This is a genomic window from Novosphingobium sp. PhB55, from assembly GCF_004368805.1.
Taxonomy (GTDB): domain Bacteria; phylum Pseudomonadota; class Alphaproteobacteria; order Sphingomonadales; family Sphingomonadaceae; genus Novosphingobium.
On the sequence record NZ_SODQ01000005.1, the window covers coordinates 204,521 to 228,474 of the forward strand.

Annotated in this window: 30 protein-coding genes; 26 read left to right on the top strand and 4 right to left on the bottom strand. The window is 68.4% G+C overall.

What is annotated here, in order from left to right; all coding sequences use genetic code 11:
• Positions 1 to 5 precede the first annotated feature (5 nt).
• The 3 genes from EDF57_RS13640 to EDF57_RS13650 are packed head-to-tail and all read left to right on the top strand — an operon-like array spanning position 6 to position 2,390.
• Positions 6 to 470, top strand: a complete 465-nt coding sequence (locus EDF57_RS13640; RefSeq protein ID WP_132264667.1) for a RidA family protein — start codon at positions 6 to 8, stop codon at positions 468 to 470.
• Positions 451 to 1,221 carry a glycerophosphodiester phosphodiesterase family protein gene (locus EDF57_RS13645; RefSeq protein WP_132264666.1) on the top strand — a complete coding sequence of 257 codons (771 nt, stop codon included), beginning with the start codon at positions 451 to 453 and terminating at the stop codon, positions 1,219 to 1,221. Before EDF57_RS13640 ends, EDF57_RS13645 begins: the two co-directional genes overlap by 20 nt.
• Positions 1,218 to 2,390: a GNAT family N-acetyltransferase gene (locus EDF57_RS13650; RefSeq protein ID WP_134094697.1), complete on the top strand. Its 1,173-nt coding sequence runs from the start codon at positions 1,218 to 1,220 to the stop codon at positions 2,388 to 2,390. Before EDF57_RS13645 ends, EDF57_RS13650 begins: the two co-directional genes overlap by 4 nt.
• Before the next feature lie 13 nt (positions 2,391 to 2,403).
• Here EDF57_RS13650 and EDF57_RS13655 read toward each other — a convergent pair whose 3' ends face one another.
• Positions 2,404 to 2,745, bottom strand: coding sequence for a sel1 repeat family protein (locus EDF57_RS13655; RefSeq protein ID WP_132264662.1), 342 nt, complete (start codon positions 2,743 to 2,745; stop codon positions 2,404 to 2,406).
• 308 nt (positions 2,746 to 3,053) lie between these two features.
• On the opposite strand from EDF57_RS13655, the gene dksA reads away from it, so the two are divergent.
• The 4 genes from dksA (at position 3,054) to EDF57_RS13675 (ending at position 6,265) form a co-directional block, all read left to right on the top strand.
• Positions 3,054 to 3,512 carry an RNA polymerase-binding protein DksA gene (dksA, locus tag EDF57_RS13660; RefSeq protein WP_132264661.1) on the top strand — a complete coding sequence of 153 codons (459 nt, stop codon included), beginning with the start codon at positions 3,054 to 3,056 and terminating at the stop codon, positions 3,510 to 3,512.
• Positions 3,513 to 3,722: 210 nt separating this feature from the next.
• Positions 3,723 to 4,100 carry a PilZ domain-containing protein gene (locus EDF57_RS13665; RefSeq protein ID WP_132264659.1) on the top strand — a complete coding sequence of 126 codons (378 nt, stop codon included), beginning with the start codon at positions 3,723 to 3,725 and terminating at the stop codon, positions 4,098 to 4,100.
• 81 nt (positions 4,101 to 4,181) lie between these two features.
• Complete coding sequence (locus EDF57_RS13670; protein ID WP_134094698.1) at positions 4,182 to 5,813, top strand: ABC transporter substrate-binding protein; 1,632 nt, start codon at positions 4,182 to 4,184, stop codon at positions 5,811 to 5,813.
• Positions 5,814 to 5,875: 62 nt separating this feature from the next.
• Positions 5,876 to 6,265 carry a DUF4112 domain-containing protein gene (locus tag EDF57_RS13675; RefSeq protein WP_132264655.1) on the top strand — a complete coding sequence of 130 codons (390 nt, stop codon included), beginning with the start codon at positions 5,876 to 5,878 and terminating at the stop codon, positions 6,263 to 6,265.
• 58 nt (positions 6,266 to 6,323) lie between these two features.
• Here EDF57_RS13675 and EDF57_RS13680 read toward each other — a convergent pair whose 3' ends face one another.
• Positions 6,324 to 6,959 (bottom strand): YqaA family protein, encoded by a 636-nt coding sequence (locus EDF57_RS13680; RefSeq protein ID WP_132264654.1) that lies wholly within the window; start codon positions 6,957 to 6,959, stop codon positions 6,324 to 6,326.
• Positions 6,960 to 7,174: 215 nt separating this feature from the next.
• Between EDF57_RS13680 and EDF57_RS13685 the strand changes: the two genes are divergently transcribed.
• The 19 genes from EDF57_RS13685 to EDF57_RS13775 all read left to right on the top strand — a co-directional run bounded on the left by EDF57_RS13685 (position 7,175) and on the right by EDF57_RS13775 (position 22,608).
• The gene (locus tag EDF57_RS13685; protein WP_134094699.1) at positions 7,175 to 7,699 is read left to right on the top strand and encodes a hypothetical protein; all 525 of its coding nucleotides are present in this window, start codon (positions 7,175 to 7,177) and stop codon (positions 7,697 to 7,699) included.
• A 55-nt stretch (positions 7,700 to 7,754) separates the two neighbouring features.
• Positions 7,755 to 9,020, top strand: a complete 1,266-nt coding sequence (locus tag EDF57_RS13690; RefSeq protein WP_243841084.1) for a terminase family protein — start codon at positions 7,755 to 7,757, stop codon at positions 9,018 to 9,020.
• Between the two features lie 141 nt (positions 9,021 to 9,161).
• Entirely contained in the window at positions 9,162 to 10,337 is a 1,176-nt protein-coding gene (locus tag EDF57_RS13695; protein WP_134094701.1) for a phage portal protein, read from the top strand.
• Positions 10,334 to 10,642, top strand: coding sequence for a DUF6127 family protein (locus tag EDF57_RS13700; protein ID WP_134094702.1), 309 nt, complete (start codon positions 10,334 to 10,336; stop codon positions 10,640 to 10,642). Before EDF57_RS13695 ends, EDF57_RS13700 begins: the two co-directional genes overlap by 4 nt.
• Complete coding sequence (locus EDF57_RS13705; protein WP_134094703.1) at positions 10,639 to 11,058, top strand: HK97 family phage prohead protease; 420 nt, start codon at positions 10,639 to 10,641, stop codon at positions 11,056 to 11,058. The genes EDF57_RS13700 and EDF57_RS13705 overlap by 4 nt, the downstream gene beginning before the upstream one ends.
• Before the next feature lie 64 nt (positions 11,059 to 11,122).
• The gene (locus tag EDF57_RS13710; protein WP_134094704.1) at positions 11,123 to 12,265 is read left to right on the top strand and encodes a phage major capsid protein; all 1,143 of its coding nucleotides are present in this window, start codon (positions 11,123 to 11,125) and stop codon (positions 12,263 to 12,265) included.
• Between the two features lie 123 nt (positions 12,266 to 12,388).
• Positions 12,389 to 12,979, top strand: a complete 591-nt coding sequence (locus tag EDF57_RS13715; protein ID WP_134094705.1) for a hypothetical protein — start codon at positions 12,389 to 12,391, stop codon at positions 12,977 to 12,979.
• Positions 12,976 to 13,155 (top strand): hypothetical protein, encoded by a 180-nt coding sequence (locus tag EDF57_RS13720; protein ID WP_134094706.1) that lies wholly within the window; start codon positions 12,976 to 12,978, stop codon positions 13,153 to 13,155. Before EDF57_RS13715 ends, EDF57_RS13720 begins: the two co-directional genes overlap by 4 nt.
• 3 nt (positions 13,156 to 13,158) lie before the next feature.
• Positions 13,159 to 13,548: a DUF3168 domain-containing protein gene (locus EDF57_RS13725; protein WP_134094707.1), complete on the top strand. Its 390-nt coding sequence runs from the start codon at positions 13,159 to 13,161 to the stop codon at positions 13,546 to 13,548.
• Positions 13,549 to 13,585: 37 nt separating this feature from the next.
• Entirely contained in the window at positions 13,586 to 13,993 is a 408-nt protein-coding gene (locus tag EDF57_RS13730; protein WP_134094708.1) for a phage major tail protein, TP901-1 family, read from the top strand.
• Complete coding sequence (locus EDF57_RS13735; protein ID WP_134094709.1) at positions 13,990 to 14,319, top strand: gene transfer agent family protein; 330 nt, start codon at positions 13,990 to 13,992, stop codon at positions 14,317 to 14,319. Before EDF57_RS13730 ends, EDF57_RS13735 begins: the two co-directional genes overlap by 4 nt.
• Positions 14,316 to 14,516, top strand: coding sequence for a phage tail assembly chaperone (locus EDF57_RS13740; RefSeq protein ID WP_134094710.1), 201 nt, complete (start codon positions 14,316 to 14,318; stop codon positions 14,514 to 14,516). Before EDF57_RS13735 ends, EDF57_RS13740 begins: the two co-directional genes overlap by 4 nt.
• Positions 14,506 to 15,087 (top strand): tail tape measure protein, encoded by a 582-nt coding sequence (locus EDF57_RS13745; RefSeq protein ID WP_134094711.1) that lies wholly within the window; start codon positions 14,506 to 14,508, stop codon positions 15,085 to 15,087. Before EDF57_RS13740 ends, EDF57_RS13745 begins: the two co-directional genes overlap by 11 nt.
• Before the next feature lie 19 nt (positions 15,088 to 15,106).
• Positions 15,107 to 17,458 (top strand): DUF2460 domain-containing protein, encoded by a 2,352-nt coding sequence (locus EDF57_RS13750; protein ID WP_134094712.1) that lies wholly within the window; start codon positions 15,107 to 15,109, stop codon positions 17,456 to 17,458.
• Complete coding sequence (locus EDF57_RS13755) at positions 17,455 to 18,276, top strand: DUF2163 domain-containing protein (RefSeq protein ID WP_134094713.1); 822 nt, start codon at positions 17,455 to 17,457, stop codon at positions 18,274 to 18,276. Before EDF57_RS13750 ends, EDF57_RS13755 begins: the two co-directional genes overlap by 4 nt.
• The gene (locus EDF57_RS13760; RefSeq protein WP_134094714.1) at positions 18,273 to 18,689 is read left to right on the top strand and encodes a hypothetical protein; all 417 of its coding nucleotides are present in this window, start codon (positions 18,273 to 18,275) and stop codon (positions 18,687 to 18,689) included. The genes EDF57_RS13755 and EDF57_RS13760 overlap by 4 nt, the downstream gene beginning before the upstream one ends.
• Positions 18,690 to 18,700: 11 nt before the next feature.
• Positions 18,701 to 20,905, top strand: coding sequence for a phage tail protein (locus EDF57_RS13765; protein ID WP_134094715.1), 2,205 nt, complete (start codon positions 18,701 to 18,703; stop codon positions 20,903 to 20,905).
• Between the two features lie 33 nt (positions 20,906 to 20,938).
• Complete coding sequence (locus tag EDF57_RS13770) at positions 20,939 to 21,397, top strand: DUF2793 domain-containing protein (RefSeq protein ID WP_134094716.1); 459 nt, start codon at positions 20,939 to 20,941, stop codon at positions 21,395 to 21,397.
• 188 nt (positions 21,398 to 21,585) lie between these two features.
• Positions 21,586 to 22,608, top strand: coding sequence for an OmpA family protein (locus EDF57_RS13775; RefSeq protein ID WP_134094717.1), 1,023 nt, complete (start codon positions 21,586 to 21,588; stop codon positions 22,606 to 22,608).
• A gap of 157 nt (positions 22,609 to 22,765) precedes the next feature.
• On the opposite strand, the gene queC is transcribed toward EDF57_RS13775, so the two are convergent.
• Both queC and EDF57_RS13785 read right to left on the bottom strand, forming a co-directional pair.
• A complete protein-coding gene (gene queC, locus EDF57_RS13780) occupies positions 22,766 to 23,461 on the bottom strand; it encodes a 7-cyano-7-deazaguanine synthase QueC (protein WP_134094718.1) in 696 nt (231 codons plus the stop codon).
• 48 nt (positions 23,462 to 23,509) lie between these two features.
• Positions 23,510 to 23,851 carry a hypothetical protein gene (locus EDF57_RS13785; RefSeq protein WP_243841062.1) on the bottom strand — a complete coding sequence of 114 codons (342 nt, stop codon included), beginning with the start codon at positions 23,849 to 23,851 and terminating at the stop codon, positions 23,510 to 23,512.
• Positions 23,852 to 23,954: the final 103 nt, after the last annotated feature.

The window sequence follows — 23,954 nt, forward strand, 5'->3', positions numbered from 1 at the left end:
CGACGATGAGTGCTATCGAATCCCGCCTGGCCGAACTGGGCCTGACCCTTCCCGAACCCGCCGCCCCGGTCGCGGCCTATGTGCCGGTGGTGGTCGCGGGCGGCCTCGCCCATGTCTCGGGCCAGCTGCCTTTCGTGGAAGGCAAGCTGGTGACCGGCCGCCTGGGTGAAGACGTGGACCTGGAATCCGGTGTCGAGGCGGCGCAGGCCTGCGCGGTGATGATCCTGGCGCAGCTCAAGGCCGCGCTCGGCTCGCTCGACCGCGTGGAGCGCGTGGTCAAGCTGGGCGCCTTCGTCAATTCGGCCGGCGACTTCACCGACCAGCCGAAAGTCGCCAACGGGGCTTCGGAACTGATGGTCGCGGTGTTCGGCGAGGCGGGCAAGCATGCCCGCAGCGCGGTCGGCGTGCCGGTCCTGCCGCTGGGCGCCGCTGTCGAAGTGGACGCCATCGTTGCCGTTCGCCCTGCTTGACCGCTGGTGCTCGCCGCCGCCCGATCCGCGCAAGGTCGGGTGGATCGGCGGGCATGACTATGCCCATCGCGGGCTGCACGGCGCGGTGATTCCCGAAAACTCGCTCGCGGCTTTCCGGCTGGCGATCGAGGAAGGCTATGGCATCGAACTCGACGTGCAGCGCGCGGGGGATGGCACACCCGTCGTGTTCCACGATTCCACGCTGGAGCGCCTGACCGACGAGGCCGGCGCAGTTTCCCGGCATAGCGCGGCGCAGCTGGCCGCGTTCACCCTGGGCGGCACGGCCGAGAGCATTCCCAGCCTGCGCCAGGCGCTCACCCTGATCGGCGGCCGCAAGCCGGTGCTGATCGAGCTGAAATCCTCGCGCGGGACCCGCGTCGCCGCGCTCTGCCTGGCGGTGCGGCGGGTGCTGGAGGGTTATACCGGCCCCCATGCCGTGATGAGCTTCGACCCGCGCGTCTCGCGCTGGTACCGGCGCCATTCGCCTCACACCGTGCGCGGGCTGATCGTATCCGAGGGCGAGGACCGCGCCCTGGCCGGAAAAATCCGCCGCCGACTCGCGCTCTGGCAGGCCCGGCCGGACTTCCTGGCTTACGACATCCGCGACCTGCCCAGCCGCTTTGCCGCTGCCCAGCGCCGCCGCGGCCTGCCGGTGGCAACCTGGACCGTGCGCAGGCCGGACCACCGCGAGCGCGCCGGCATCCATGCGGACGCCGTGATTTTCGAGCGCCCTTCGGAAGAACCGGCATGAGCGCCGGGTCCGGCGAGGAGGAAAGCAAGCGCAAGCCCGGCGGCGAATTCGTCGCCCGGATCCACGGCGGCGTCGACGGACTTCCGGCGGCGGAATGGGATGCCCTGACGGGCGGCGGCAACCCCTTCGTTTCCCACGCCTTCCTGGCAGCCATGGAGCAATCGGGAAGCGTCGGCGGCGATAGCGGCTGGACACCCGTGCCGATCACCATCGCCGGGCCCGACGGACAACTGGCCGCGGCGCTTCCGGCCTATCTCAAGGAACACAGCCAGGGCGAATATGTGTTCGACCATGCCTGGGCCGATGCCTGGCACCGGGCCGGCGGATCGTACTACCCCAAGCTCCAGATCGCCGCGCCCTTCACGCCGGCTACCGGCCCGCGCCTGCTCACGCCGCACCCGGAACTGGCCCCCGCGCTGATCGCCGCCGCCGAAACCGTCTGCCGCGACAATGGCCTGTCCTCTGCCCACGCGACGTTCATCGAACCTGCGCAAGTGCCGCTGTTCGAGGCGGCCGACTGGCTGCTGCGCGAGGACATCCAGTTCCACTGGGAAAATCGGGGCTATGCCAGCTTCGACGAATTTCTCGGTGCCCTCTCCTCGCGCAAGCGCAAGGACATTCGCAAGGAACGCGAAAAGGCGCAGGAAGACGTCGAGATCCGCAGGCTCACCGGCGACGATCTGCGCGAGGAACACTGGGACGCGTTCTGGGAATTCTACCAGGACACCGGCGCCCGCAAATGGGGCCAGCCCTACCTGACGCGCGAGGCGTTCTCGCTCATGGGCCGGACCATGGCCGACCGCATCCTGCTGGTCCTGGCCTATATGGATGGGACGCCCGTGGCCGGGGCGCTGAACTTCATCGGCAGCGAGGCGCTCTACGGCCGCTATTGGGGTGCCGTGGTGGAAAAGCCCTTCCTGCATTTCGAGCTTTGCTACTACCAGGCGATCGACGCGGCCATCGCGCTCGGCCTCTCGCGCGTGGAAGCGGGGGCCCAAGGCGGGCACAAGCTTGCGCGCGGCTATGAGCCGGTGCGCACGATCTCGGCCCATTACATCGTCCATCCGGGGCTGCGCGCCGCCATCGCGGACTATCTCACGCAGGAGCGCTCCGGCATCGCGGGCGACCAGCTGCTGCTGGACGGACGGACGCCCTTCCGCAAGAGTTAGGCCGGAAAGGGCCTCAGGCCGCCTTTCGTCCTGCCGCGCAAAGCCACTGGCGCGCGCGGCGCTGGGCTTCGGCGATTTCGCGCGCGGTCATGTCCTCGGCCACTTCGGTGCGGCAGGTCGCCGCTTCCTCGTCGCCCCGGGCCGCGGCGAGATTGAACCACTTGTGCGCTTCGATGAGATCGCAAGCCGCGCCGTGGCTGCCGGTGGAAAAGGCCACGCCCAGATCGAAGCAGGCGGAAAAATCACCGATCGCGGCAGCGGCCAGGCGCTCCGCCAGGAACAGGTCCTCGGCGGCCCCCGAAAGACCTTCCGTTACTTCGGTGAAGTGTTCTCCAGATATCCAGACATGGTCCATAGTCAGCTAACCCCCGGTTTACGGTCCTTTCGGTCCAGTGCTGCAAGGCTGGCACCGACATGGTCAACAAAGCGTTAAGGATAGATCTGAAACATTCCCTGTAAGTTTACGCTACAAGCTCGCGGGAGAAACTTGTGCCTGTCCGAAACGGCATTCAGGTTTTTTGTGGACTGCCATGGTTATAGCCTTGTGCAGGGTGAGGGGCGGCCCTATAGGCCGCCGCACCGCGGTTTGCCGGGAGGCCACTGGAAAAATCCGGGGTCGCAGGGCGTAGGCAGACCGGGGGGATTCGTGCGGAGATTCTCTGGATGGCAACGGCCCTAGCTGACGAAATTGATGTCCTCGCCAAAGCCAAGCGCATGCTTGGTGGTTCTTATGTTCCCGTAGAGAACGAAGCCTACATGTGCGAGGCTCAGCAAGACTACTTCCGGCGGCTTCTGCTGGCCTGGAAGAAATCGATTCTCGACGCCTCTGCCGGCACCCTGGCACAGCTTCAGGACGGTCCGATCCGCGAGCCGGACCTCAACGATCGCGCTTCCAGCGAGACCGATTGGGGTATCGAACTGCGTACCCGCGACCGCCAGCGCAAACTGATCGCCAAGATCGATTCCGCCCTGCGGCGGATCGAGGAAGGCGAATACGGCTATTGCGAAGTGACCGGCGAACCGATCGGCCTCGGCCGTCTCGAGGCGCGTCCGATCGCCACCATGACCGTGGAGGCACAGGAAGCGCACGAGCGCCGCGAAAAGGTCTCCCGCGAGGAGTGATCCCCTCGCAAAAACAGCTTTTTCGCCCCGCCCGAACGGGATGCCCGGTTGATGGAAAGCCGGGCCTTCCACAGCGGACGGGGCGTTAAGGCTTTCTTTGCCACTCGCCTCTAGGTATCGACGGTAAGCACGCTTCGCGCGTGAGGCTATGGCTATCGCGGGCCAAGGTTCGTGATATCATCTGCCTGACCGAATGCCGGACGAGAACGCATGACCGAGATCGAAAATCGCCAGATTGCGCGCGACAGCCTGTTCCTCATGGCCGATTTGCGCATCGACGGGCTGGACGGCGAGTACCGGATCAAGGTCCGCAACCTCTCCGCCGGCGGCATGATGGGCGAAGGCGGAATCCAGGTCATGCGCGGCACGCTGGTCGCCGTGAATATCCGTAACATCGGTTGGGTCGCCGGCTCGGTCGCCTGGGTGCAGGAAAACCGCTTCGGCGTGGCCTTCACCGAGGAAATCGACCCCAAGCTGGCCCGTGCCGCCGTAACCCCGGTCCCGGACGACAAGCCGAATTTCGTGCGCACGTACGAAGCGCAATATTCGCCCCCCACAACGCCCGCGAAAAACCTGCGCAAGCTCTGATTTCTGCGCGCCCGGCGAAAAATCGACCCCGCGGCGCGCCAGCCATTTGCGCTCTGCCGCAAATCGACTAGTCCCAAGGCCATGTTCGCCAAGCGCCATGCCTTTCGAACTCCGGTTCCCTTCCGCCTGATCCCTCTGGCCACTGCGCTGGCGCTTGCCGCCTGCGGTTCTCCGGACAATTCGGCCTTGAGCGTCGCCGTGCTCGGCAGGTCCGGCGGCACATCGGGCGCGCCCTTCGACATTGGCGAAAGCACCACCCTGGCCGGGCAGCTCCTGCGCGCCTCCACCACCGAGGGCCTGGTGGCCTTCGACGAGAAGGGCCGCGTCATTCCCGCGCTCGCGGATCGCTGGATCGTCACTGACGACGGGCAAAGCTACATCTTCCGGCTGCGCGACGGCGATTGGCCATCGGGCGAGCCGCTAACGGCGGAATCGGCCAAGAAGGCGCTGCAGACCGCGCTCGACGCGCTGGACGGCACGCCGCTTGCACGCGATCTGGCCGGTATCGACGAAATCCGCACGATGGCGGGGCGGGTCGTCGAGATCCGGCTCGGCCGGCCGATGCCCTATCTGCTGCAACTGCTGGCCCAACCGGAACTCGGCCTGGCCTTCAAGAACCGCGGTGCCGGGCCGATGCGCCTGGAACGCGCCGGTAGCGCGGCCCGCCTCGTGCCCATCGATCCCGCCAGCCTGGGGCTGCCTGCGGTGGAAAACTGGCCGCAGCGCAGCCGCCGCATCGACTTGCGGGTGCTTGACGGTCCAGCCGCGGTCGAGGCGTTCAACGCGGGCGAAGTCGATATCGTGATGGGCGGTGAGATCCAGGACTTCCCCCTCACCCGCTCGGTCGGCATCCTGCGCGGGACGATCCAGCTCGATCCGGTGGTCGGTCTGTTCGGCCTCAAGGTGATGCGCGACAAGGGTTTCCTGGCCGACCCCGCCAATCGCGAGGCCCTGGCCATGGCGATCGACCGGGAGGGCCTGATTGCGCCGTTCAGTCTCGGTGGATGGTCGCCGACCACCCGGCTCGTTTCGCCCAGCCTCGATGGCGACCTTGGCACGATCGGCGAACGGTGGAGCGAACAGTCGCTCGACGACCGGCGCGCGGTGGCCGCGGCGCGCGTGCGCCGCTGGGCATCGGGCGCAAGCGGATCGACCGGCGAGCGCGCCCCCGCTCCGGTCGCTCCGGCCGCCCCTCAGCCACCCGGTGCCGCGCCGAAGCAAGCGACCAAGGCAACGCGCGGCGCAGCCCCCGCGCCGGTTCCGCCCGCCGCCAACGGCCCGCACCTGTCGATCTGGCTCCCGGCCGGCGACGGATCGGATACCCTGTTCGGCAAGCTCGCCGCAGACTTCGCGGCCATCGGCGTCCATCTCCTGCGCAGCAGCGACATCGAAGCTGCGGACCTGCGGCTGGTGGACGATGTCGCCCGCTATCCCCGCGCTGCGTGGTTTCTCAACCGCCTGGCCTGCAGCGACGGACAGGGCCTCTGTTCCACAGAGGCCGATGCCCGGGTGAAGGAAGCCACCACGGCCACCACGCCCGAGGAAAGGTCCGCGCTTCTGACCGAGGCCGAGGCCGAACTCACGGCCGCCAACGTGTTCATTCCCTTCGGAACTCCGATCCGCTGGTCGCTGGTACGCGGCAGCGTCGCGGGCTTCGCACCCAATACCTGGGGCTGGCACCCCTTGATGCCATTGGCCTGGGTCCCCAGATAATTCGCCTATCCCTTTCGAGGAGAGGTACGACTTTGGCGACTGGACAGACTTCCGCACGGCGCATGGACCTGGAACTTCCGCTCGGGTCCGATCCGGTTTCCATCTCCCGCCGCATCGAAATGCTCGAGCACGTGCTGGAGCGCGCCATCTCGCTTCCCGGCATTCGCCGCAAGGTGGGGCTGGACGCGGTGATGGGCCTGGTTCCCGTGGCCGGCGATCTCGTTTCGGCGGCGCTCGGCATGTATATCGTGTGGGAAGCCCGGCGGCTGGGTATGCCGAAGTGGCAGCTTGCCCGGATGACCGTCAATGTCGGCGTCGATACGCTGCTGGGCGCGGTTCCGGTGGCCGGCGATCTGTTCGACTTCGTGTTCCGCTCCAACAGCCGCAACCTGAAGATCGTCCGCAAGCATATCGCCAAGCATCACCCCCATGCGCGGGTGATCGAGGGCTAGGCCGATAAGGGCGCCGTCGCGGACGGCGCCGTCATTTCCCCCGCGCGCGGCTGCCGGGTCAGGCCCTGGCAGCGGCGGCGAAGTCGCACTTCTGGTTGGCTTCCTTGGTGCCGCCGCCCAGGAAGGCGACCGCCAGGAAGCCGGCGACCACGGCGATGGCGAAGGCCGCCGTGACTTTGCCGAGATGCTTGTCGATCACGGCCTTGATCGGTGCGCCGAACAAGCGGAACAGCACGCCCACGATCATGAAGCTGATCGAGCGCGAGACGACCGAGGCGGCGATGAACACGCCCAGGTTCATGCCGATAAAGCCGGCCGTGATCGTCAGCAGCTTGAACGGGATCGGCGTCGCGCCCTTCACCACGATGATCTCGGCGCCGTATTCCCGCAAATAGCAGGCCGCCTTGGGGAAGCTGTCCGCCAGCCCCAGCGCGTGAAGCAGCGCCTCACCGAAAGCGGCATAGGCGAAGTGGCCGATGGCATAGCCCAGCAGGCCGCCCACGACCGATGCCAGCGTGGCGATCATCGCGAAGCGGATCGCCTTCTTCGGTTCGGCCAGGCACATCAACCCCAGCAGCGGATGCGGCGGCACGGGGAAGAAGCTGGCTTCCATGAAGGCGAACAGGGCCAGCCACCATTCGGCATGGCGGTGCGCTGCCTTGGCCATGGTCCAGTCGTAGAGGCGGCGCAGCATCGAGTTCTCCGGCTGTCATGAGATCGGGCACCGCAAGAAGGCGGCACGCGTGCCGTGCTTAGTAGGCCGGCGCGGAGGCGGCAAGCTATAACCCATTTGGTTATATCTGCTTGACATTACGACGCTGGATTGGTACAAAACAGGAACAAGGGAAGCAGCCGATTCGTCCGGCTCTCATTTAGATCCGCACCACATCAACTCTGGGATGATCCCCTATGGTCGAGCCGAAACGGGCTACGTCCGGCGCTGCACGGTGCCGGCGTGGCAAGACGATCAGCCCTGTCTCCACGGCGCATGAGCCCGGGGACGAGCGCCCCATCAACAACCGGCGGTGGCGTGCGGATTTCCTCGCCGCGCTGGCCGAGACCTCGAACGTCAGTGCCGCCAGCACCGCCGCCGGAGTGCCGCCGGGCAAGGCCTATAGATTGCGCCGGACAGACCCTGAATTCGCCCGGGACTGGCACGTCGCCCTGCTCGAAGGCTACGAGAACCTCGAGATGGAAGTGCTCTATCGGCTGCGCTTCGGCGATCCCCGGGACGGCGAGGTCAAGTTCGACAACGCCACCGCCCTTCGCCTCCTCGGCCTCCACCGCGAAACCGTGGCGCGCGAGCGGGCGGCGCGGGAGAACGAGGATCTGGCCGCCGTGCGCGCCTCGATCCACGCCAAGCTGGCGCAGCTGCGCCAGCAGATCACGGCGCGCCGCGCGCTCGAAACCGGCAAGGAGGCCGATCATGGCTGAAGCCGATCCCCTGCACTGGCTGGCCGAAGCCGAAGACGGCGAACTGGAATCCTTCATGACCGGTCTTGGCGCCTCCGGACAGCGCGAATGGCGCTGGGACTGGCGTCTCTGGGCCCGGCCCTCGCAGATCGCCCCCGCCGGGGACTGGCGCGTATGGCTGGTCATGGCCGGGCGCGGCTTCGGCAAGACGCGCTGCGGCGCCGAATGGGTGAACGAGGTTGCCGAGCATCATCCCGATGCCCGCATCGCGCTCGTCGCCGCGCATCTCGGCGAGGCGCGCTCGGTCATGGTCGAAGGTGAAAGCGGATTGCTGTCGATAGGCGCGCCCTGGAGACGGCCCCTTTTCGAACCCTCGCTGCGCCGTCTGACATGGCCGAACGGCGCGCAGGCCACGCTCTATTCCGCGGCCGAGCCGGAAGCCCTGCGCGGCCCCCAGCACAGCCACGCCTGGTGCGACGAAGTGGCCAAATGGGACAATGCCTCGGGCAGGGCCGTCGCGAGCTGGGACAACCTGCTCATGGGTCTCCGGTTGGGCCATGACCCCCGCGTCGTGGCCACGACGACGCCCCGAAGCGTACCCTTGGTCACGCGATTGCTGGCCGAAAGCCAAGACGGCGAAGTCGCCGTGACGCGCGGCAGCACCTTCGACAATGCCGCCAACCTGCCCGCCCGTTTCCTCAGGGCCATGCGCCGGACGTTTTCGCAAAGCCTGCTGGGACGGCAGGAGATCGACGGCGAACTGATCGTCGATGTCGAAGGCGCGCTCTGGAGCCGTGCCCTGCTGGAAGGCTGCCGGGAGGACGCCGCGCCCGCATGCGACCGCGTGGTCGTCGGCGTCGATCCGCCGGCCTCGGCCGGGGGCGATGCCTGCGGGATCGTGGTCGTGGGCATGGGGCAGGACGGCACGGCGCATGTCATGGCCGATGCCTCGGTGGAGAAGGCGGGTCCCGAACGCTGGGCCCGCGCCGTCGCCGGCACCGCCGAGGCCTGGCATGCCGACCGGGTGATCGCGGAGGCCAACCAGGGCGGCGCCATGGTCGCCTCGGTACTGCGCGCGGCCCAGCTCTCTCTGCCCTTGCGGCTGGTCCACGCCAGCCGCGGCAAAGTCGCCCGCGCCGAGCCGGTCGCCGCGCTCTACGAGGCCGGGCGGGTCCGCCATGCCGGGCTGTTTCCCGCGCTGGAAGACGAAATGTGCGGCCTCATCGCCGGAGGTGCCTACCAGGGCCCGGGACGCTCACCGGATCGTGCCGACGCCCTGGTCTGGGCCCTGAGCGAACTGATGCTCGGCCGGAACGGCGAGCCTCGCGTGCGGCTGGCCTGAGTTTCCCGCACCGGACCGGGGATCTGCGCGCCCTTGCGCGGACACCCTGGACGCCAGGCAGAACCCTCTTTGCGCCATTTCGGGCCTCAGCGGCCTGCGGAGCGATCCGCTCGTGAAAACCCATTGAAAGGAAACCCTGCAGTGTCCTTCCTCGAAACGCTCGTCGCCGCCTTCAAGGGTGAGAGTGCCCGCGTGCCGCTGGCGCGCGGACCGGCCTCGCCATGGTTTTTCGCCGAGAGCGGCGGCGGGCGTGCTCCCTTCGAATATGGCTCGGCCGTGCGCCGCGCCTATCTTGAGAATCCCGTGGCCCAGCGCGCGGTGCGTCTGGTTGCGGAAGGCATCGGCGGCGCGCCGCTGCGCCCTGCCGATCCGCGGCTTGTCTCTCTCGTGACCGAAACGAGCGCGGGACAGTCGCTGCTGGAGACGCTCGCCTGCCACCTCCTGCTCCACGGCAATGCCTATGTGCAAGTGCTCAAGGACGCGCGCGGCCGTCCGGTGGAACTCTTTGCCTTGCGGCCCGAGCGCGTCTCCATCGTCGCGGGCGAGGACGGCTGGCCCGCCGCTTTCGCCTACGACGTGGCCGGGCGGCGCCTGACGATCCCGCTGCTTGACGAGGACGCCGCGCCCAACGTCATCCACATCCGCCATTTCCACCCGGCGGACGACCATTACGGCGCGGGGTGCCTGGCCGCCGCCGACGAGGCGATCGCCACGCACAACGCCGCCTCGCAGTGGAATCGCCAGCTTCTGGAAAATGCGGCCCGTCCGTCCGGGGCGCTCGTCTACGAGGCGGGCGAGGGCAATACGCTCACGGGTGACCAGTTCGACCGGCTCAAGACCGAGCTGACCCAGGCCTATGCCGGATCGGGCAATGCCGGGCGGCCGATGTTGCTGGAGGGCGGCCTGAAATGGCAGGCGATGGCCATGACGCCCGCGGACATGGACTTCGCCACCCTCAAGGCCGCCGCCGCCCGCGACGTGGCGCTGGCCTTCGGTGTGCCGCCGATGCTGCTGGGCCTGCCCGGCGATGCCACTTACGCCAATTACCGGGAGGCGAACCGCGCGCTCTGGCGCCTCACCCTGCTGCCGCTGGCGAGCAAGATTCTCGCCGGTCTCTGCGAGGGGGTTTCGCCCTGGTTCCCGGAGGCCGCCCTGGCCATCGACCTCGACCGCGTACCGGCTTTGTCCGAAGACCGCGAACGCCTCTGGGCGCAAGTCAGCGCGGCGGACTTCCTGGCGGATGACGAGAAACGATCCCTGCTGGGACTCGCGCCCAAACCGGCGTCGACCCTGGAAGACGTGGAGAACAAATCATGAACCAAAAGGACATGCTTGCCGGCCTGCTCGCCCAGGCGACCACCGAAGGCAGCGAACTCGTGACCCTGCGCGCCATCGTCGAGGAAGCCAGCGAAGTGGGCGCGCGGCGGATGCTGTCACGGATCGGCCTCGACGATGCGACCGCGCCCGGCGATCTCTCGGAACTGCGCGAACTGCTCCAGGCCTGGCGCGACGCCAAGGCCAGCGCCCAGGCCGCGGCAATCGGCTGGCTGGTGCGCGGCGTGCTCGCCCTGCTCCTGCTCGGCCTTGCGGTTCGCTTCGGTACCGGGGAGCTGCTGCGATGACGCCGCAGGCCCCGCATGCACGCGCGCTGCGCTTCGCCGGCTACGCCGCCCTGTTCGGCCACCGCGATGCCGGACGCGACGCGATCCGGCCCGGCGCCTTCGCCCGGACCCTGGCCGAGCGGCGCGATCCCCTGCCGCTGTTCTGGCAGCACCGGCCGGACCTGCGGATCGGCTGGGTGCAGACGGCCACCGAAGACGCACGCGGCCTGCGCGTGATCGCCGCGGTCGACAACCCGGACGGCGCGGCCGGACTCGCGCTGCGGCGCGGGACCGTGACCGGGCTCTCCTTCGGCTATCGCGCCCGCTCCAGCCGCGCCGGCGCAGAGGGCCGCGATCTGCTCGACCTCGACTTGTTCGAGGTGAGCCTCGTCACTCACCCGATGCAGCACGGCGCCCGGGTCCACCTGATCGCCTGATCCCTTCCCCCCGATTGATTTCCCGCCGCCAATCCGGCGGCTCCAACCGAAAGGTAAGTGCCCGATGGAATCCATTGCCCCGGTCGAAGCGCTCGACGCTTCGTTCGACCTCGTCGCCCGTCAGGACGCCACCGAAGCCGCCGTCGAAACCCTGCGCGGCGATGTCGAGGACGTGAAGGCCCGTCTCGACCGCGTCAGGCGCGCCGCCTCGCGCCCGGTGATCGAAGGCGGCGCCGCCAGTTCCGCCAGCCTCGAAGTGAAGGGCTTCGTCGATGGCTACTTGCGCCTGGGCCGCGAGACGGAGGTGAAATCGCTCTCCGGCATCGCCGCCTCGGATGGCGGCTATGCCGTGCCGCGCGAAGTGGACGCGCTGATTTCCGCCAGGCTGCGGGACATCAGCCCGATCCGCTCGATCGCGCAAGTGGTGCAGACCGGCACGGCGGGCTACCGCAAGCTCATCACCACCGGCGGCACCGCCTCGGGCTGGGTGAGCGAAACCGGCGCCCGCACCGAAACCGCAACGCCCAGCTTTGCCGAAATCGCGCCGCCCGCCGGCGAACTCTATGCCAACCCGGCCGCCAGCCAGGCCATGCTCGACGATGCCGCCTTCGATATCCAGTCCTGGCTGGCGGACGAAATCGCCTCTGAATTCGCGCGCGCGGAAGGGCGTGCATTCGTCAGCGGCACCGGCATCAACCAGCCAATGGGCTTCCTCACCGCGCCGAATGCCGCCACGAGCGACGCGGCGCGCCCCTTCGGCACGTTGCAGTTCCTTGCCACGGGCAATGCCACCGGCTTCGACACCGCGCCCGAACTCAAGCTGATCGACCTGGTCCATGCGCTGAAGGGCGGCCACCGCCAGGGCGCAAGCTGGGTGATGAATGCGAAGACCCTGGCCGTGGTGCGCAAGCTCAAGGCGTCGGACGGCTCCTTCCTCTGGCAGCCCGGCCTGATGGAAGGCCAGCCGAACCGCCTGCTGGGATACCCCGTCATCGAGGCCGAGGACATGCCCGACGTGGCGGCAGGCGCCTTCCCGATCGCCTTCGGCAACTTCCGCGCCGGCTATCTGATCGCGGAACGCAGCGCCACCTCGATCCTGCGCGATCCGTTCACCAACAAGCCTTTCGTCCACTTCTACGCGACCAAGCGCATCGGCGGCCAGGTGCTCGATTCCGACGCGATCAAGCTGCTCAAGATCTCGGCCTGACGCCCCCCGGCCCGCGCGGGGGAGGACGCCTTCTGCTTCCCCCGCGCGGATCCTGAGCAGCAGCCCGCGCCACCTTCGGGCGGCGCGGGCTACCCGCCCCCTCCCTTCTCATCGGAGACACCCATGAACCGGGTCATTCTCACGCCGGCCGTGCTGCCGCCCTCGGCGCTTGCCGAGCTCAAGCAGTGGCTCGGCGTGACCACCACGCGCGACGACGGACCGCTTTCGGCCCTGCTCGCCAGTGCGCTCGAAACCTGCGAGGCGTTCACCGGCCGCATGCCGCTGGCCGCGCAGTGCGAGGAAGTGCTGCCGGCAGAAGCAGGCTGGCACGCGCTGTCCACCCGCCCGGTACAGGCGATTACCGCCATCGACGGACTCGGCCCTGACCCTATCGGCACGGGCAGCAGCGGCAGCGCCAGCGACCGTTTCCCGCTTCCGGCAGGCACTGCCGAGATCGACCTCGGCGCCGATGGCGGCGACCGGGTGAGGCTGTCCCTGCCGCCGGATCCCACGCGCTCCATCGTTCGCATCGCGGTGCGCTTCACGGCGGGGCTGGCCGAAGACTGGGACCACCTGCCGGACGGGCTGCGCCACGGGATGATCCGCCTTGCCGCGCACCAGCACCGCGAACGCGAGAGCGAGGGCGCCGCGGCTCTTCCCCCCGCCTCGGTAGCGGCGCTCTGGCGCCCGTGGCGGCGGATGCGCCTGCGATGAGCGGGACCATCGCCGCCGATGCGGACACCGCTTTCGACGATCTCGCGCGCCGCCTGGCCGCCCGCGCCGCCGCGCTCGCCGCCGCCCACGCCCAGGCCCGCCACCTTGCGGCCCGGCGTGACGAAAGCCGCTGGCGCCGGGCCGACCTGGTCTGGCCGCTCTTCGCGAAAGAATAAGGAATGGAAATCGCCCTGCGCGCCGTTCTCATGGACTGGCTCGGCGCCGATCCGGTGCTTGCCGCCCAGCTCAACGCCATCGTCGAGGAAGCCCCCTCGCGCACCAGCCTGCCGTGGCTCGCCATCGCCTCCAGCGCCAGCACGGACTGGAGCTGCAAGACCGCGCCGGGCCGCGAGGTGCGCGTCGCCCTCGAACTTCACTGCCGGGGCGAAACGCCCGACGCCGCGGCCTTCCTCATCACTGCGATCGAGGCGCGGATCGAACACCTTCCCCGCGACCAGCCGACCTTCCAGGTCGTCGCCGTCCAGTTCCTGCGCGCCCGCGCCGAGCAGCGCGGCGAGAGCCACCGCGCGATCCTGCTTGAATATCGCTTCCGGCTGCTCGCCGCCTGATCCCTGAAACCAGCCCTGCAAGACAAAGGAGCCATCCATGCCCGCCCAGAAAGGCAGCGCCTTCCTTCTCAAGATCTCCGACGGCAACGTTCCTGCCGCCTACCAGACCGTGGCCGGCATGCGCACGACGCAGATGTCAGTGACGGGCGATGCCGTCGTCGTCACCAGCAAGGACAGCGGCGGCTGGCGGGACCTGCTGTCCGGCGCGGGCGTTCGCGCGGTTTCGGTGAGCGCGGCCGGCATCTTCCTCGGCAGTGCGGCCGAGGCGAAGATCCGCGCCAATGCCATGGCCGGCACCCTGGACGACTACGAACTGAGCTTCGAAGACGGAGAACGGCTGCGCGGCCGTTTCCTCGTCCAGCGCCTCGACTACGCCGGGGACTTCAACGGCGAGCGCAACTACACGCTCCAGCTCGAAAGCTCCGGTCCGGTGGCCGCGGCATGACGGGTGGACATGAGCCCCGTCCCGCCAATTCGCTGCGAGGCGAGGCGCTGCTGGAGATCGGCGGAACAGCCCATCTCCTGCGCCCCAGCTTCACCGCGCTGATCGCTGCCGAGGAGGAACTCGGTCCGCTCTTCGCGCTGGTGGAGAGGGCCGGGGCCGGACAGCTGCGCCTTGCGGAGATCACGGCGCTGTTCTGGCATTGCCTCGACCCGCTGCGCGCGGTGCCGCGCGCGGCGGTGGGCGAAGCCGTCGTGGCGCAGGGGCTTGCCGCTTCCTCGGCGCCCTTGCGCAGCCTGCTTGGCCAGATCCTCAAGGGCGGCGGGTGAGCGAGGATCGTTTCGCCGCAGCGGCACTGGCGCTCTGCGGCCTTGCCGCGCGCCAGCTCGGATGGAGGCCCGGAGAATTCTGGGCCGCCACCCCCGCCGAACTGGCCGCCGCGCTCGGCCTGCTCACTGCCCCCACGGCATCCCCCTGCGACCGGTCCCTGCTCGAAAAGCTGATGGAGCACGATGATGAGCGATGAAATCGACAGCCTTCTGGTGGAAGTCCGGGCCAGTACCGATGGCTTTTCCCGCGACATCGCCCGGATGCGCGGCAGCATCGACAACGATCTCGTCTCTGGCTTCACCCAGGCCGGACAGGCGCTGGAAAAAGGCCTGACCAGCGCCATCCGCCGCGGCAGCCTGGGGTTCGACGACCTCAAGCGCGCCGCCCTCGGCACGCTGGGAGAGATCGCCGCGCAGTCGGTGCAGGGCCTGCTCGGTGCGGGAACGGGCCGCTCCACGGGCGCATTCGGGGGCGTGGCGGGAATGCTCGACCTCTCCGGCCTGTTCTCCAGCGTGCTGGGCCTGCCGGGCCGCGCCACCGGGGGCAATGTCTCGCCCGGGCGGGGCTATGTCGTCGGCGAGCGGGGGCCGGAAATGTTCGTCCCCACCTCGGCGGGACGGATCGAGGCATCCCCGGGCACCCCCGCGCGCGACGTGAAAGTCGCCATCCACCTCAACGCCCCGCGCGAATCCAGCGCACCCCAATCGCTTCAGCGCTCCTCGCGCCAGGTCGCCAGCGCCGTCCGCCGCGCGATCGCCGCCCGCTGACACCACCGGAGCAACCGACATGGCATTCTGGCTTGCAAACAAGCGCAACGGACAGGCGAGCGACTGGATCAAGCGCTTCGACCCGCGTTTCTGGACCGTCAACTTTCCGCGACCGATGATGGCCTCCCTCATATCGACAGGCCCCGATTCGCTGCGCCTCGACGCAGCTTTCCTGCGCAAGGGCGATCTCGGGGGGCTGATCTGGGACAGTGTCGACAGCCTCGACCACCCGCTTCTCGCCTACCGTACCGACCGCGACTACGCCCATACCGCGCTGAGCTTTCGCTGGCGCTCATCGGGCGTGATCCCGCTCGATTCCGGCATCGGCCCCACCCTGACCGTCGAGGGCAAGGACGCCGCGGGCGCGGCGCGCGTCTGGTACGTCCGCCTTTGGAACTATGCGGAAGGAACCGGCGAGGACGCCCGCATCGACTTGCGTTTCTCCGAACTCGATGCCGGTTTCTCGCTGCCTTCTGCCGACCGGGTATGGCCCCATGCGATCGACCGCATGTTCATCTCGTTTTGCCCGCCCGGCTATGACGGCAGCGCCGAACCCCTGCCGGCCGAAGCCGAAGGCTGGATCGAACTGAGCGAGATCCGCACCGATGGCGCGCGGGCCATGCTGGAAATCGGCGACGTGATCCTGCCGCCCAACGGCCTCGCCATGGCGACGGGCTTCGACGATCAGGGCGTGCAGACGCCCGCGCGCCTGCTGCGAAACGTGCGCCAGCTCGGCTACCGGGGCTCGGTGATCCACTATGTCGGCATGAGCCATTACTTCCGGCTCGCCCCGGCGGATGGCGGCTATTTGGCCGGCGCGACCGCAGACCCGCTCAATGCGCCGACGCGCAACTGGCACCGCGCTTTCTTCCGGGAATGCATGGACCTGGGCTTCAGCCCGGTGGCCTCGCTGTCCTACGAGCTGCTCGACCAGCATTGCCCTCCCGCATGGAAGCAGCGCGATCATCTGGGCAATCCCGCGCGCACCGGATGGGAACCGCCCTCCACCCTGCTCTCGCCGGCGAACCGCGCAGCGATGGCCTGGCTGCAATCGGTCGGCGCCGCCTTTGCGCGGATCATGATCGAGGCCGGTGCGCCGGTGCGCTTCCAGGTGGGCGAGCCCTGGTGGTGGTGCTTCGCGGACGGCCGCATCTGTCTCTACGATGCCGAGGCTCTCGCCACCTTTGGCGGCACGCCCGCCGTCATTCCCGACATGCGCGCGCCGCTGGACGCTGCCCAGCAGGCCCTGCTCGACACGGCCGGCGCGGTGCTGGCCAGGTCCACCGCCGATCTGGTCTCCGCCGTGCGCGCCGCCGCGGCGCCCGCAGCGGCCGAAGCGCTGGCGCTGGTCTTCACGCCCACCGTGCTCGACGCCGCGATGCCCGAGATGCGGCGCGCCAACCTGCCGGTGGGCTGGGCCGCGCCCGCCTTCGACCGGCTGCAGGTGGAGGACTACGACTGGCTCACCGCCGGTGCCGACGTCTTGCGCCGCCGCGCCTATGCCACGGTGAACGAGCGCCTCGGCTACCCGCCCGAGGACCAGGACTATCTCGCCGGCTTCGTGCTGACCGCCGCGCAGAGCGACCATTGGCGGCGGATCGACGCGGGCATCGACGAGGCCCTGGCCCGGTCCCCGCACGAGGTGGTCGTCTGGGCTCTGCCGCAAGTCGCCCGCGACGGCTTTGTCCGCCTCCCCCCACCGTTCCAGCCTTCAGGAGCCGAACCCATGCAGGCCTTCGACGACGTGCCCTACCCCCTCGCGCTTGGCCGGGATGCTGCCGTCATTCCCGAATTCTCCACCGCGATTTCCGTGACCGCCTCCGGCTTCGAGCGGCGCAACAGTCTGTGGTCGAACGCCCGCCTGCGCTTCGACGTGGGGCCGGGCGTCCGATCCGAGGCCGAGTTGGGCACGCTGATCGCCTTCTTCCGCGCCCGCCGCGGCCCCGCACGCGGTTTCCGCCTGCGCGATCCCAGCGACTTCAGCTCGAACGACATGGTCGCCGCGCCGACGCCGCACGACCAGTACCTGGGCACCGGCGACGGCGCCCGCGCCGGCTTCCCGCTGGTCAAGCGCTACGGAGACGTGGAAGGACAGGAGGATCTTGGCCAGGTCCGCCGCATCACCCGGCCGCAGCCTGGCACCCTGCGCGTCTCGGTCGGCGGCACGGAGCAGGAGGGGAACTGGTCGCTGGAGCCGATGGGTATCGTGCTGTTCGACGATGCCCCACCTGCAGGCGCCGTCGTCCGCGCGGGATATCTGTTCGACGTCCCGGTGCGCTTCGCCGAGGATCGGCTCGAAATCACCGGCTCTGCTTTCGCCGCCGGTGAAGCACCCAGCGTGCCTGTCGTCGAGATCCGGGAGGCGTCATGAGCCGCATCTGGTTTTCAGGCGACCTCGAAACCGCCGCCGCCTTCTGGCGCATCGACCGCCGAGACGGCGTGACGCTGGGCTTCACCACACATGACGCCGACCTCTGGTTCGACGGGCTGCTCCACCGGGCCGCGCCCGGCATGGTGCCCTCGTCGATCCGCAAGTCCGCCGGGTTCGAGGCAGATAGCGCCGAAGTGCGCGGCACGCTCACTCACGAGGCGATCTCGGCCGAGGACCTGGCCGGGGGCCGCTTCGATGGTGCCTTCGTCCGCATCGGCATGGTCGATTGGGAAACGAGGGAGCGCACCACGCTCTACACCGGCACGATCGGCGCCGTGTCGCAGGAGGACGGCACGTTCTCGGCCGAACTGGCATCGCGCAAGGAAGAGCTTGCGCGGGATCCCGTGCCGCGCACCAGCCCCTCGTGCCGCGCATCCTTCTGCGGACCGGGCTGCAATCTCGATCCCCAGCGCTTCACCCGCGAGGTCAGCATCGCGGCCGTGGACGCGGAGGACACCTCGCTTCTGCTCGGCACCACCGTCGATCCCGCCCTGTTCGCAGGCGGCAGCCTGCGCTGGCTGGAGGGTCCTTATGCCGGCATGACGATGAAGATCGCCGGGTGGACGGGTGACCGCCTGACGCTCGGCGATCCGCTCGACCGGCAACCACCCCCCGGCACACGGGCGTTCCTGCGCGAAGGCTGCGATCATACCCTCGGCACGTGCGGAGCCCGGTTCGGCAATGCCGCAAACTTCCGCGGCGAGCCCTTCCTGCCCGGCAACGACCTGCTCACCCGCTACCCCGCGCCCGCCGCATGACCGGGGACGAGATCGCTGCCGCGGCAAAGGGCCTCGTCGGCGTGCCGTTCCGGCTCCATGGCCGCGACCGACGCATCGGGCTCGATTGCCTCGGCGTCGTCGCACTCGCCCACGGAGGCGCGATGGAGGTGCCTGCCACGTATCGGCTGCGCGCACTGGAAGGCGGGGAGCGGGACTCGCTCGTCGCCGCCGCCGCAAGGTCCATGGGACTTGCGCCTGCCAATGGGCCTGCAGTGCCGGGAGACGTGCTCATGCTGCGGCCCGGGGCATGTCAGCTCCATTTCGCCGTGGCCGTGGACCGGCGCCGGATCGTCCACGCCCATGCGGGACTGGGCCGCGTCGTGCTCGGCCCGATTTCCGAAGACTGGCCGCTTGCCGGGCTCTGGCGCCAGGCTTGCGATCCCATCACCTAGAAGGACATGACATGGCAACGCTCGTTCTCAATGCCGTCGGCACCGCGATCGGCGGGCCGGTGGGCGGCGCGATCGGCTCGATGGTCGGCAGCCAGTTCGACGCCGCGATCTTCGGGTCCCCGCACCGGCAAGGCCCTCGCCTGAAGGAACTGGAAGTCACCAGTTCCAGCTACGGCCAGCCCCTGCCTCGCCATTTCGGCCGCATGCGCGTGGCCGGGCAGGTGATCTGGGCCACCGACCTCGTGGAAAGCAGCGAAACGCTGGGCGGCGGCAAGGGCGCCGCCTCGATCACGACCTACAGCTACACCGCCAGCTTCGCCGTGGCGCTTTCCAGCCGGCCCATCGCGGCCCTCGGCCGGATCTGGGCCGACGGCCGCCTGCTGCGCGGCACAGAAGGGGACCTCAAGGCCGCCGGCACCTTGCGCCTCCATCTGGGGCACGGGGACCAGCCCTGCGACCCGCTGATCCTTTCTGCCGAGGGCGAGGCGCGCTGCCCTGCCCACCGCGACCTCGCCTATGTCGTCTTCGAGGATCTCGACCTTTCCGAATTCTACAACCGCATCCCCGCCCTGACGTTCGAAGTCCTGGCCGACGAGGACTTCGATCTGGCCGATGTCCTGGGCGATCTGGTCGCGGATGCGGACGCGGCGGTCCCTCTGGAAGGCTTTCGCGGTCTGACCTGCGACGGCCCGCTGGACGGCGTGCTCCAGACCATCGACCAGGTCCTGCCGCTCGATGTCGACGCCGGACCGGACACGCTTGTCGTGTCCCGCAGACGCAGCCAGGACCGCCCGATCGCTCTGCCCGAAGCAGCGGTTTCGGCCGGCGACGACGACTTCGGCGGTGCGGCCGGTTTCAGCCGGCGCCGCCTTGCCGCCGAAGCTCAGCCCATCTCCCTGCTGCGCTACTTCGACAGCGAGCGTGATTATCTTCCCGGCGTGCAGCATGCCCAGGGTCCTGCGGGCAACAGCAGCATCGGGGCGCCGCGCGCGATCGAACTGCCCGCCACGCTTTCCGCGGACACGGCCCGGACCATGATCGAGCAGGTACGGCAGCGGATCGACTGGTCCCGCGAGCGTATTTCCTGGCGAACGAGCGAACTCGATCCCGAAGTGGCGCCCGGCGCCCTGGTCACGTTCCCGGGCATCGCGGGGCAATGGCGCGTGCTCGAATGGGAATGGCGCGACACGGGTGTCGAACTCTCGGCCGAGCGGCTGGCGCCGGTCCGGGCCAACGATCCGGAGCAGTCGGCCGCCGATCCGGGGCGGCTCAATGCTCCGCAGGACCTGCCGGCCATGCCCACTGTCCTGGCCGCCTTCGAACTGCCCTGCGATCCGGCAACGGCAGGTACGGGCGAGGCGCGTCTCTTCGCCGCGCTTTCCTCGGCCGGCAGCAACTGGAGCGGCGCAGCCCTGTTCGCCGACCGCGGCGACGGCGCGCTTCACCCGCTGGGACCGAGCGGGCGCAAGCGGGCGACGATGGGCAGGGCGACAGACGCGCTGCCGCTGATGAGTCCGCTCCTGTTCGATCGCCGCTCGCGCCTGGAGGTCACTCTGGTGGATACCGCGATGCAGCTTGTTGCCGCCACGACCCGCCAGCTCGCAGAAGGGGCCAACCTCGCATTCCTCGGCGAGGAAATGATCCAGTTCGCCCGGGCCACGTCGCTCGGCAATGGCCGGTGGCGCCTGGAGGGCCTGCTGCGCGGGCGCGGCGGCACCGAGGGGGCGGTGTCAGGCCATGTCGCCGGCGAGAATTTCGTCCTGCTGGACGGCAGCGCCGTCGCACTCGATCCCGCGCTGGTCGGCACGGCGATGAACCGGAAGGTCGTCGCGCTGGGCCGCGGCGATGCGGGACCTGTCACGGCTCCGCTACAGGCAAGCGGCCTGACCCTGCGCCCCCTGGCGCCCGTCCATCCCCGCGCGGCCATGCTGCAGGACGGCACACTGCGCCTGGAATGGACCCGCCGCGCACGAGGGAACTGGGTGTGGCAGGACGGCATCGACGTGCCTCTCATGGAACACGCGGAAAGCTACCTGGTCACTGCCGGGCTCCTCGCAGCGCCGTTGGCGAGCTGGACCGTATCCTCGTCCCGCCTCGACATTCCGCCCGGCACGCTTGCCCATCTCGCGGCGCTTGCCCCCGGTGAGATCCTGAGGGTGCGCCAGCAGGGGACTTACGCCCTGTCCGATCCGCTCCCTCTCTTCCGCCTGCCCTGAACACCGCCCCACCAGAGTACGAGGACTCATTAGATGAGCGATTCCATTACCTTCGAAAGCACCACCCCGCGATTCGCCCTTCCGCTTCTCCAGGTGGGTCAGGCCCAGAAGGAAGCGTTCGTCAACGAAGCGCTGTCGCGCTGCGACATGATGCTGCACGGCACCGTGTCGGGCGAGCGTGCCGATCCGCCCGGCGATCCCGCCGCGGGCGAGACCTGGCTGGTTGCGGAGGGCGCAACGGGCGAGTGGTCCGGCAAGCAGGGCTGTCTGGCCGGCTTTCACGGCGGCAACTGGCTCTTCGCGCAACCCCGAGAGGGGCTCAGGATTTACGACTTATCCACCCGCCAGGAACGCCTCTTCGACATTTTTTGGAGAAAAGCTTCCCTTCCCGTGGAACCACTTGGCGGAATGACAGTTGATGTTCAGGCTCGGGCGGCGATCGCTGAAGTGATTGTCGTTCTGCAAGCCTTGGGTATCGTTCCTTCAGCATAATGAGTGGCATTGAACAGGGGTAATACGGTGCAGTCGATTTCCAATAAAGGGGTCACACGCTTCACCAACCCCCCGAAAACGCGACATTTCTGCAACAGTCGCGTTCAATGTGCGCTTGCACACGTAAAGCTGAGGGGGTAGACACTCGAGGCACTCGGTGGCTCCAAATCTCTTAGTAGGGGAAACATATGAGGAAACTCGTCCTTGGCCTGGCGCTGGCTTCTACAGCTATCGCCACGCCCGCGCTTGCGCGCGACAACTCGTGGTATCTTGAACTCGACGCCGGCGCGATGATCGTCGAAGACGCCGATCTCGACGTGAACGGCGTGAACAACGTCGCGACCGCCGAATTCGGCACCGGCTTCGACGGTGGCGTTGCTCTCGGTTACGACTTCGGTCCCTTCCGTCTGGAAACCGAAGCCAGCTACCGCCAGGCTTCGTTCATGGGCAGCAATGGCCCGGATGCCAGCAACCTGACCTTCATGGTCAACGGTCTGCTCGACTTCGGTCCCGATGATGGCCTTCAGGGCTACGTCGGTGGTGGCGCCGGCGTTGGCCGCGTTCACTACGACATCTTCGACGATTCGGACACGGGCTTCGCCTGGCAGGCAATCGCGGGTATCCGCGCGCCGATCAGCAGCCACGTGGACGTCGGCCTGAAGTACCGCTTCAGCAACGTCAACAACCTCGACTTCGTCGATGTTGCCGGCAACGAGATCAGCACCCGCTGGCGCTCGCACTCGCTGATGGCGACCCTGGGCTACAACTTCGGCGAACCGGCAGCTCCGCCGCCGCCGCCGCCGCCGCCGCCCCCGCCGCCCCCGCCGCCCCCGCCGCCCCCGCCGCCGCCGGTTGTGGAATGCAACAAGGGTCCGTACATCGTGTTCTTCGACTGGGATAAGTCGGACATCACGCCGGAAGCCGCCACCATCCTCGACAGCGCCGTCAGTGCCTATGGCAACTGCAACAGCGTTCCGATCATGCTGGCCGGTTACACCGACCGTTCGGGTAGCCCGAAGTACAACATGGGTCTGTCGTCGCGTCGTAACGACTCGGTTCGTGCATACCTGACCAGCCACGGCATTCCGGACGGCTCGATCTCGAGCCAGGCCTTCGGTGAAGCCAACCCGCGCGTTCCGACTGCTGACGGCGTGCGCGAGCTGCAGAACCGTCGCGTCGAAATCACTTACGGTCCGGGTTCGGGCATGTAAGCGAACCGGCAACGGTTACAGATTGGGGGGTCGGAGCAATCCGGCCCCCTTTTCTTTTGCCTGCTTCAGACGGCTGGTCCGGATGAGGCCCTCTGTTGAGGGCACAAAAAAACGCCCCGCTCGCGCGGGGCGTTCGTGTGTTCCGGGAAGAGAGGGATCAGACCGCGTAAGGCGTCGGATCGATGAGCCCGGCATCGGCGAAACCGGCCTTGCGCAGGCGGCAGCTGTCACACGCACCGCAGGCCAGGTCACCCGGCTGCGGATCGTAGCAGGACCAGCTCATTCCGGCATCCATGCCCAGCCGCGCCGCCTCGCGCGCGATGTCCGCCTTGCCCATGTACTGCAGCGGCGCGTGAATGCGGAAGTTCGTGCCCTGATCGCCTTCCTTGGTCGCCAGCTTCGCGATGTCCTCGAACGCAGCGATGAACTCGGGCCGGCAATCGGGATAACCCGAGTAATCCAGCGCGTTCACCCCGATGAAGATATCCGAGGCCCCGATCGCTTCCGCCCAAGCCAGGGTCAGTGAAAGGAACACCAGGTTGCGCGCCGGAACGTAAGTCACCGGCACGTCGGTGCCCACGCCGTCCTTGGGCACATCGATATCGTCCGTCAGCGCGGAGCCGCCGAACTGCCGCAAGTCGAGCGGAAGGATGACATGGCGCTCTGCCCCGACGAACGCGGCAATCGTCCGCGCGGAGTCGATCTCGCAGCGGTGGCGCTGGTTGTAGTCGATGGTCAGCGCGTTCACGGCGAAACCCGTTTCGCGGGCTATGCCGGCCGCCACCATGGAGTCGAGACCGCCGGAAAGAAGTACGACCGCCCTCCGGCCTTCGGTATTTTGAGAAAGCTGCATGGCCCTGCGCTAGGCTTTCGCCGGAGCGATGACAACCGTGTGCTTACCCTAGTTGCGGCAGGCACCCAGCCGGCGACCTTCACCCGCATAAGCGAAGGGCAGGCCATTGACGATGCCCTGGGTGTCGATCTGCACCAGGGCATCGGTCTCGCGGCGAATGCGCGTGCGGCCGTAACCCTGGCCCGCGCAGGTATATTGCACCACGACTTCGGCGGGCGAATCTTCGACGACCACGGAATTGCAGGCCAGCCCGGCATGGCGGAGCTGGATCAACTGACGCCCGCTGCGAACGCAGACATCGTTGACGGAGCCGCCCTGCCCCCGCTCGCGCAGCTCCCAGGAGCCCGACTCCAGCTGGTCCAGCATGTCCAGAGAACGCTTCTGTCCCATCACCCCCGACCCGGCGCCAAGCGCCGCGCCGACAGTCAGGACGATAAGGGCCGTCCGCATCCTCAGTTGTAAAACAGGGGAGCCCTTGCGGGCCGAACGGGAG

Bases quoted from the DNA above. Each gene is read 5' to 3' on its own strand.
- EDF57_RS13640 (WP_132264667.1), top strand. From the start codon at position 6: ATGAGTGCTATCGAATCCCGCCTGGCCGAACTGGGCCTGACCCTTCCC.
- EDF57_RS13650 (WP_134094697.1), top strand. From the start codon at position 1,218: ATGAGCGCCGGGTCCGGCGAGGAGGAAAGCAAGCGCAAGCCCGGCGGC.
- EDF57_RS13655 (WP_132264662.1), bottom strand. From the start codon at position 2,745: ATGGACCATGTCTGGATATCTGGAGAACACTTCACCGAAGTAACGGAA.
- dksA (WP_132264661.1), top strand. From the start codon at position 3,054: ATGGCAACGGCCCTAGCTGACGAAATTGATGTCCTCGCCAAAGCCAAG.
- EDF57_RS13665 (WP_132264659.1), top strand. From the start codon at position 3,723: ATGACCGAGATCGAAAATCGCCAGATTGCGCGCGACAGCCTGTTCCTC.
- EDF57_RS13670 (WP_134094698.1), top strand. From the start codon at position 4,182: ATGTTCGCCAAGCGCCATGCCTTTCGAACTCCGGTTCCCTTCCGCCTG.
- EDF57_RS13675 (WP_132264655.1), top strand. From the start codon at position 5,876: ATGGACCTGGAACTTCCGCTCGGGTCCGATCCGGTTTCCATCTCCCGC.
- EDF57_RS13680 (WP_132264654.1), bottom strand. From the start codon at position 6,959: ATGCTGCGCCGCCTCTACGACTGGACCATGGCCAAGGCAGCGCACCGC.
- EDF57_RS13685 (WP_134094699.1), top strand. From the start codon at position 7,175: ATGGTCGAGCCGAAACGGGCTACGTCCGGCGCTGCACGGTGCCGGCGT.
- EDF57_RS13690 (WP_243841084.1), top strand. From the start codon at position 7,755: ATGACCGGTCTTGGCGCCTCCGGACAGCGCGAATGGCGCTGGGACTGG.
- EDF57_RS13700 (WP_134094702.1), top strand. From the start codon at position 10,334: ATGAACCAAAAGGACATGCTTGCCGGCCTGCTCGCCCAGGCGACCACC.
- EDF57_RS13705 (WP_134094703.1), top strand. From the start codon at position 10,639: ATGACGCCGCAGGCCCCGCATGCACGCGCGCTGCGCTTCGCCGGCTAC.
- EDF57_RS13710 (WP_134094704.1), top strand. From the start codon at position 11,123: ATGGAATCCATTGCCCCGGTCGAAGCGCTCGACGCTTCGTTCGACCTC.
- EDF57_RS13715 (WP_134094705.1), top strand. From the start codon at position 12,389: ATGAACCGGGTCATTCTCACGCCGGCCGTGCTGCCGCCCTCGGCGCTT.
- EDF57_RS13720 (WP_134094706.1), top strand. From the start codon at position 12,976: ATGAGCGGGACCATCGCCGCCGATGCGGACACCGCTTTCGACGATCTC.
- EDF57_RS13725 (WP_134094707.1), top strand. From the start codon at position 13,159: ATGGAAATCGCCCTGCGCGCCGTTCTCATGGACTGGCTCGGCGCCGAT.
- EDF57_RS13730 (WP_134094708.1), top strand. From the start codon at position 13,586: ATGCCCGCCCAGAAAGGCAGCGCCTTCCTTCTCAAGATCTCCGACGGC.
- EDF57_RS13735 (WP_134094709.1), top strand. From the start codon at position 13,990: ATGACGGGTGGACATGAGCCCCGTCCCGCCAATTCGCTGCGAGGCGAG.
- EDF57_RS13745 (WP_134094711.1), top strand. From the start codon at position 14,506: ATGAGCGATGAAATCGACAGCCTTCTGGTGGAAGTCCGGGCCAGTACC.
- EDF57_RS13750 (WP_134094712.1), top strand. From the start codon at position 15,107: ATGGCATTCTGGCTTGCAAACAAGCGCAACGGACAGGCGAGCGACTGG.
- EDF57_RS13755 (WP_134094713.1), top strand. From the start codon at position 17,455: ATGAGCCGCATCTGGTTTTCAGGCGACCTCGAAACCGCCGCCGCCTTC.
- EDF57_RS13760 (WP_134094714.1), top strand. From the start codon at position 18,273: ATGACCGGGGACGAGATCGCTGCCGCGGCAAAGGGCCTCGTCGGCGTG.
- EDF57_RS13765 (WP_134094715.1), top strand. From the start codon at position 18,701: ATGGCAACGCTCGTTCTCAATGCCGTCGGCACCGCGATCGGCGGGCCG.
- EDF57_RS13770 (WP_134094716.1), top strand. From the start codon at position 20,939: ATGAGCGATTCCATTACCTTCGAAAGCACCACCCCGCGATTCGCCCTT.
- EDF57_RS13775 (WP_134094717.1), top strand. From the start codon at position 21,586: ATGAGGAAACTCGTCCTTGGCCTGGCGCTGGCTTCTACAGCTATCGCC.
- queC (WP_134094718.1), bottom strand. From the start codon at position 23,461: ATGCAGCTTTCTCAAAATACCGAAGGCCGGAGGGCGGTCGTACTTCTT.
- EDF57_RS13785 (WP_243841062.1), bottom strand. From the start codon at position 23,851: ATGGGACAGAAGCGTTCTCTGGACATGCTGGACCAGCTGGAGTCGGGC.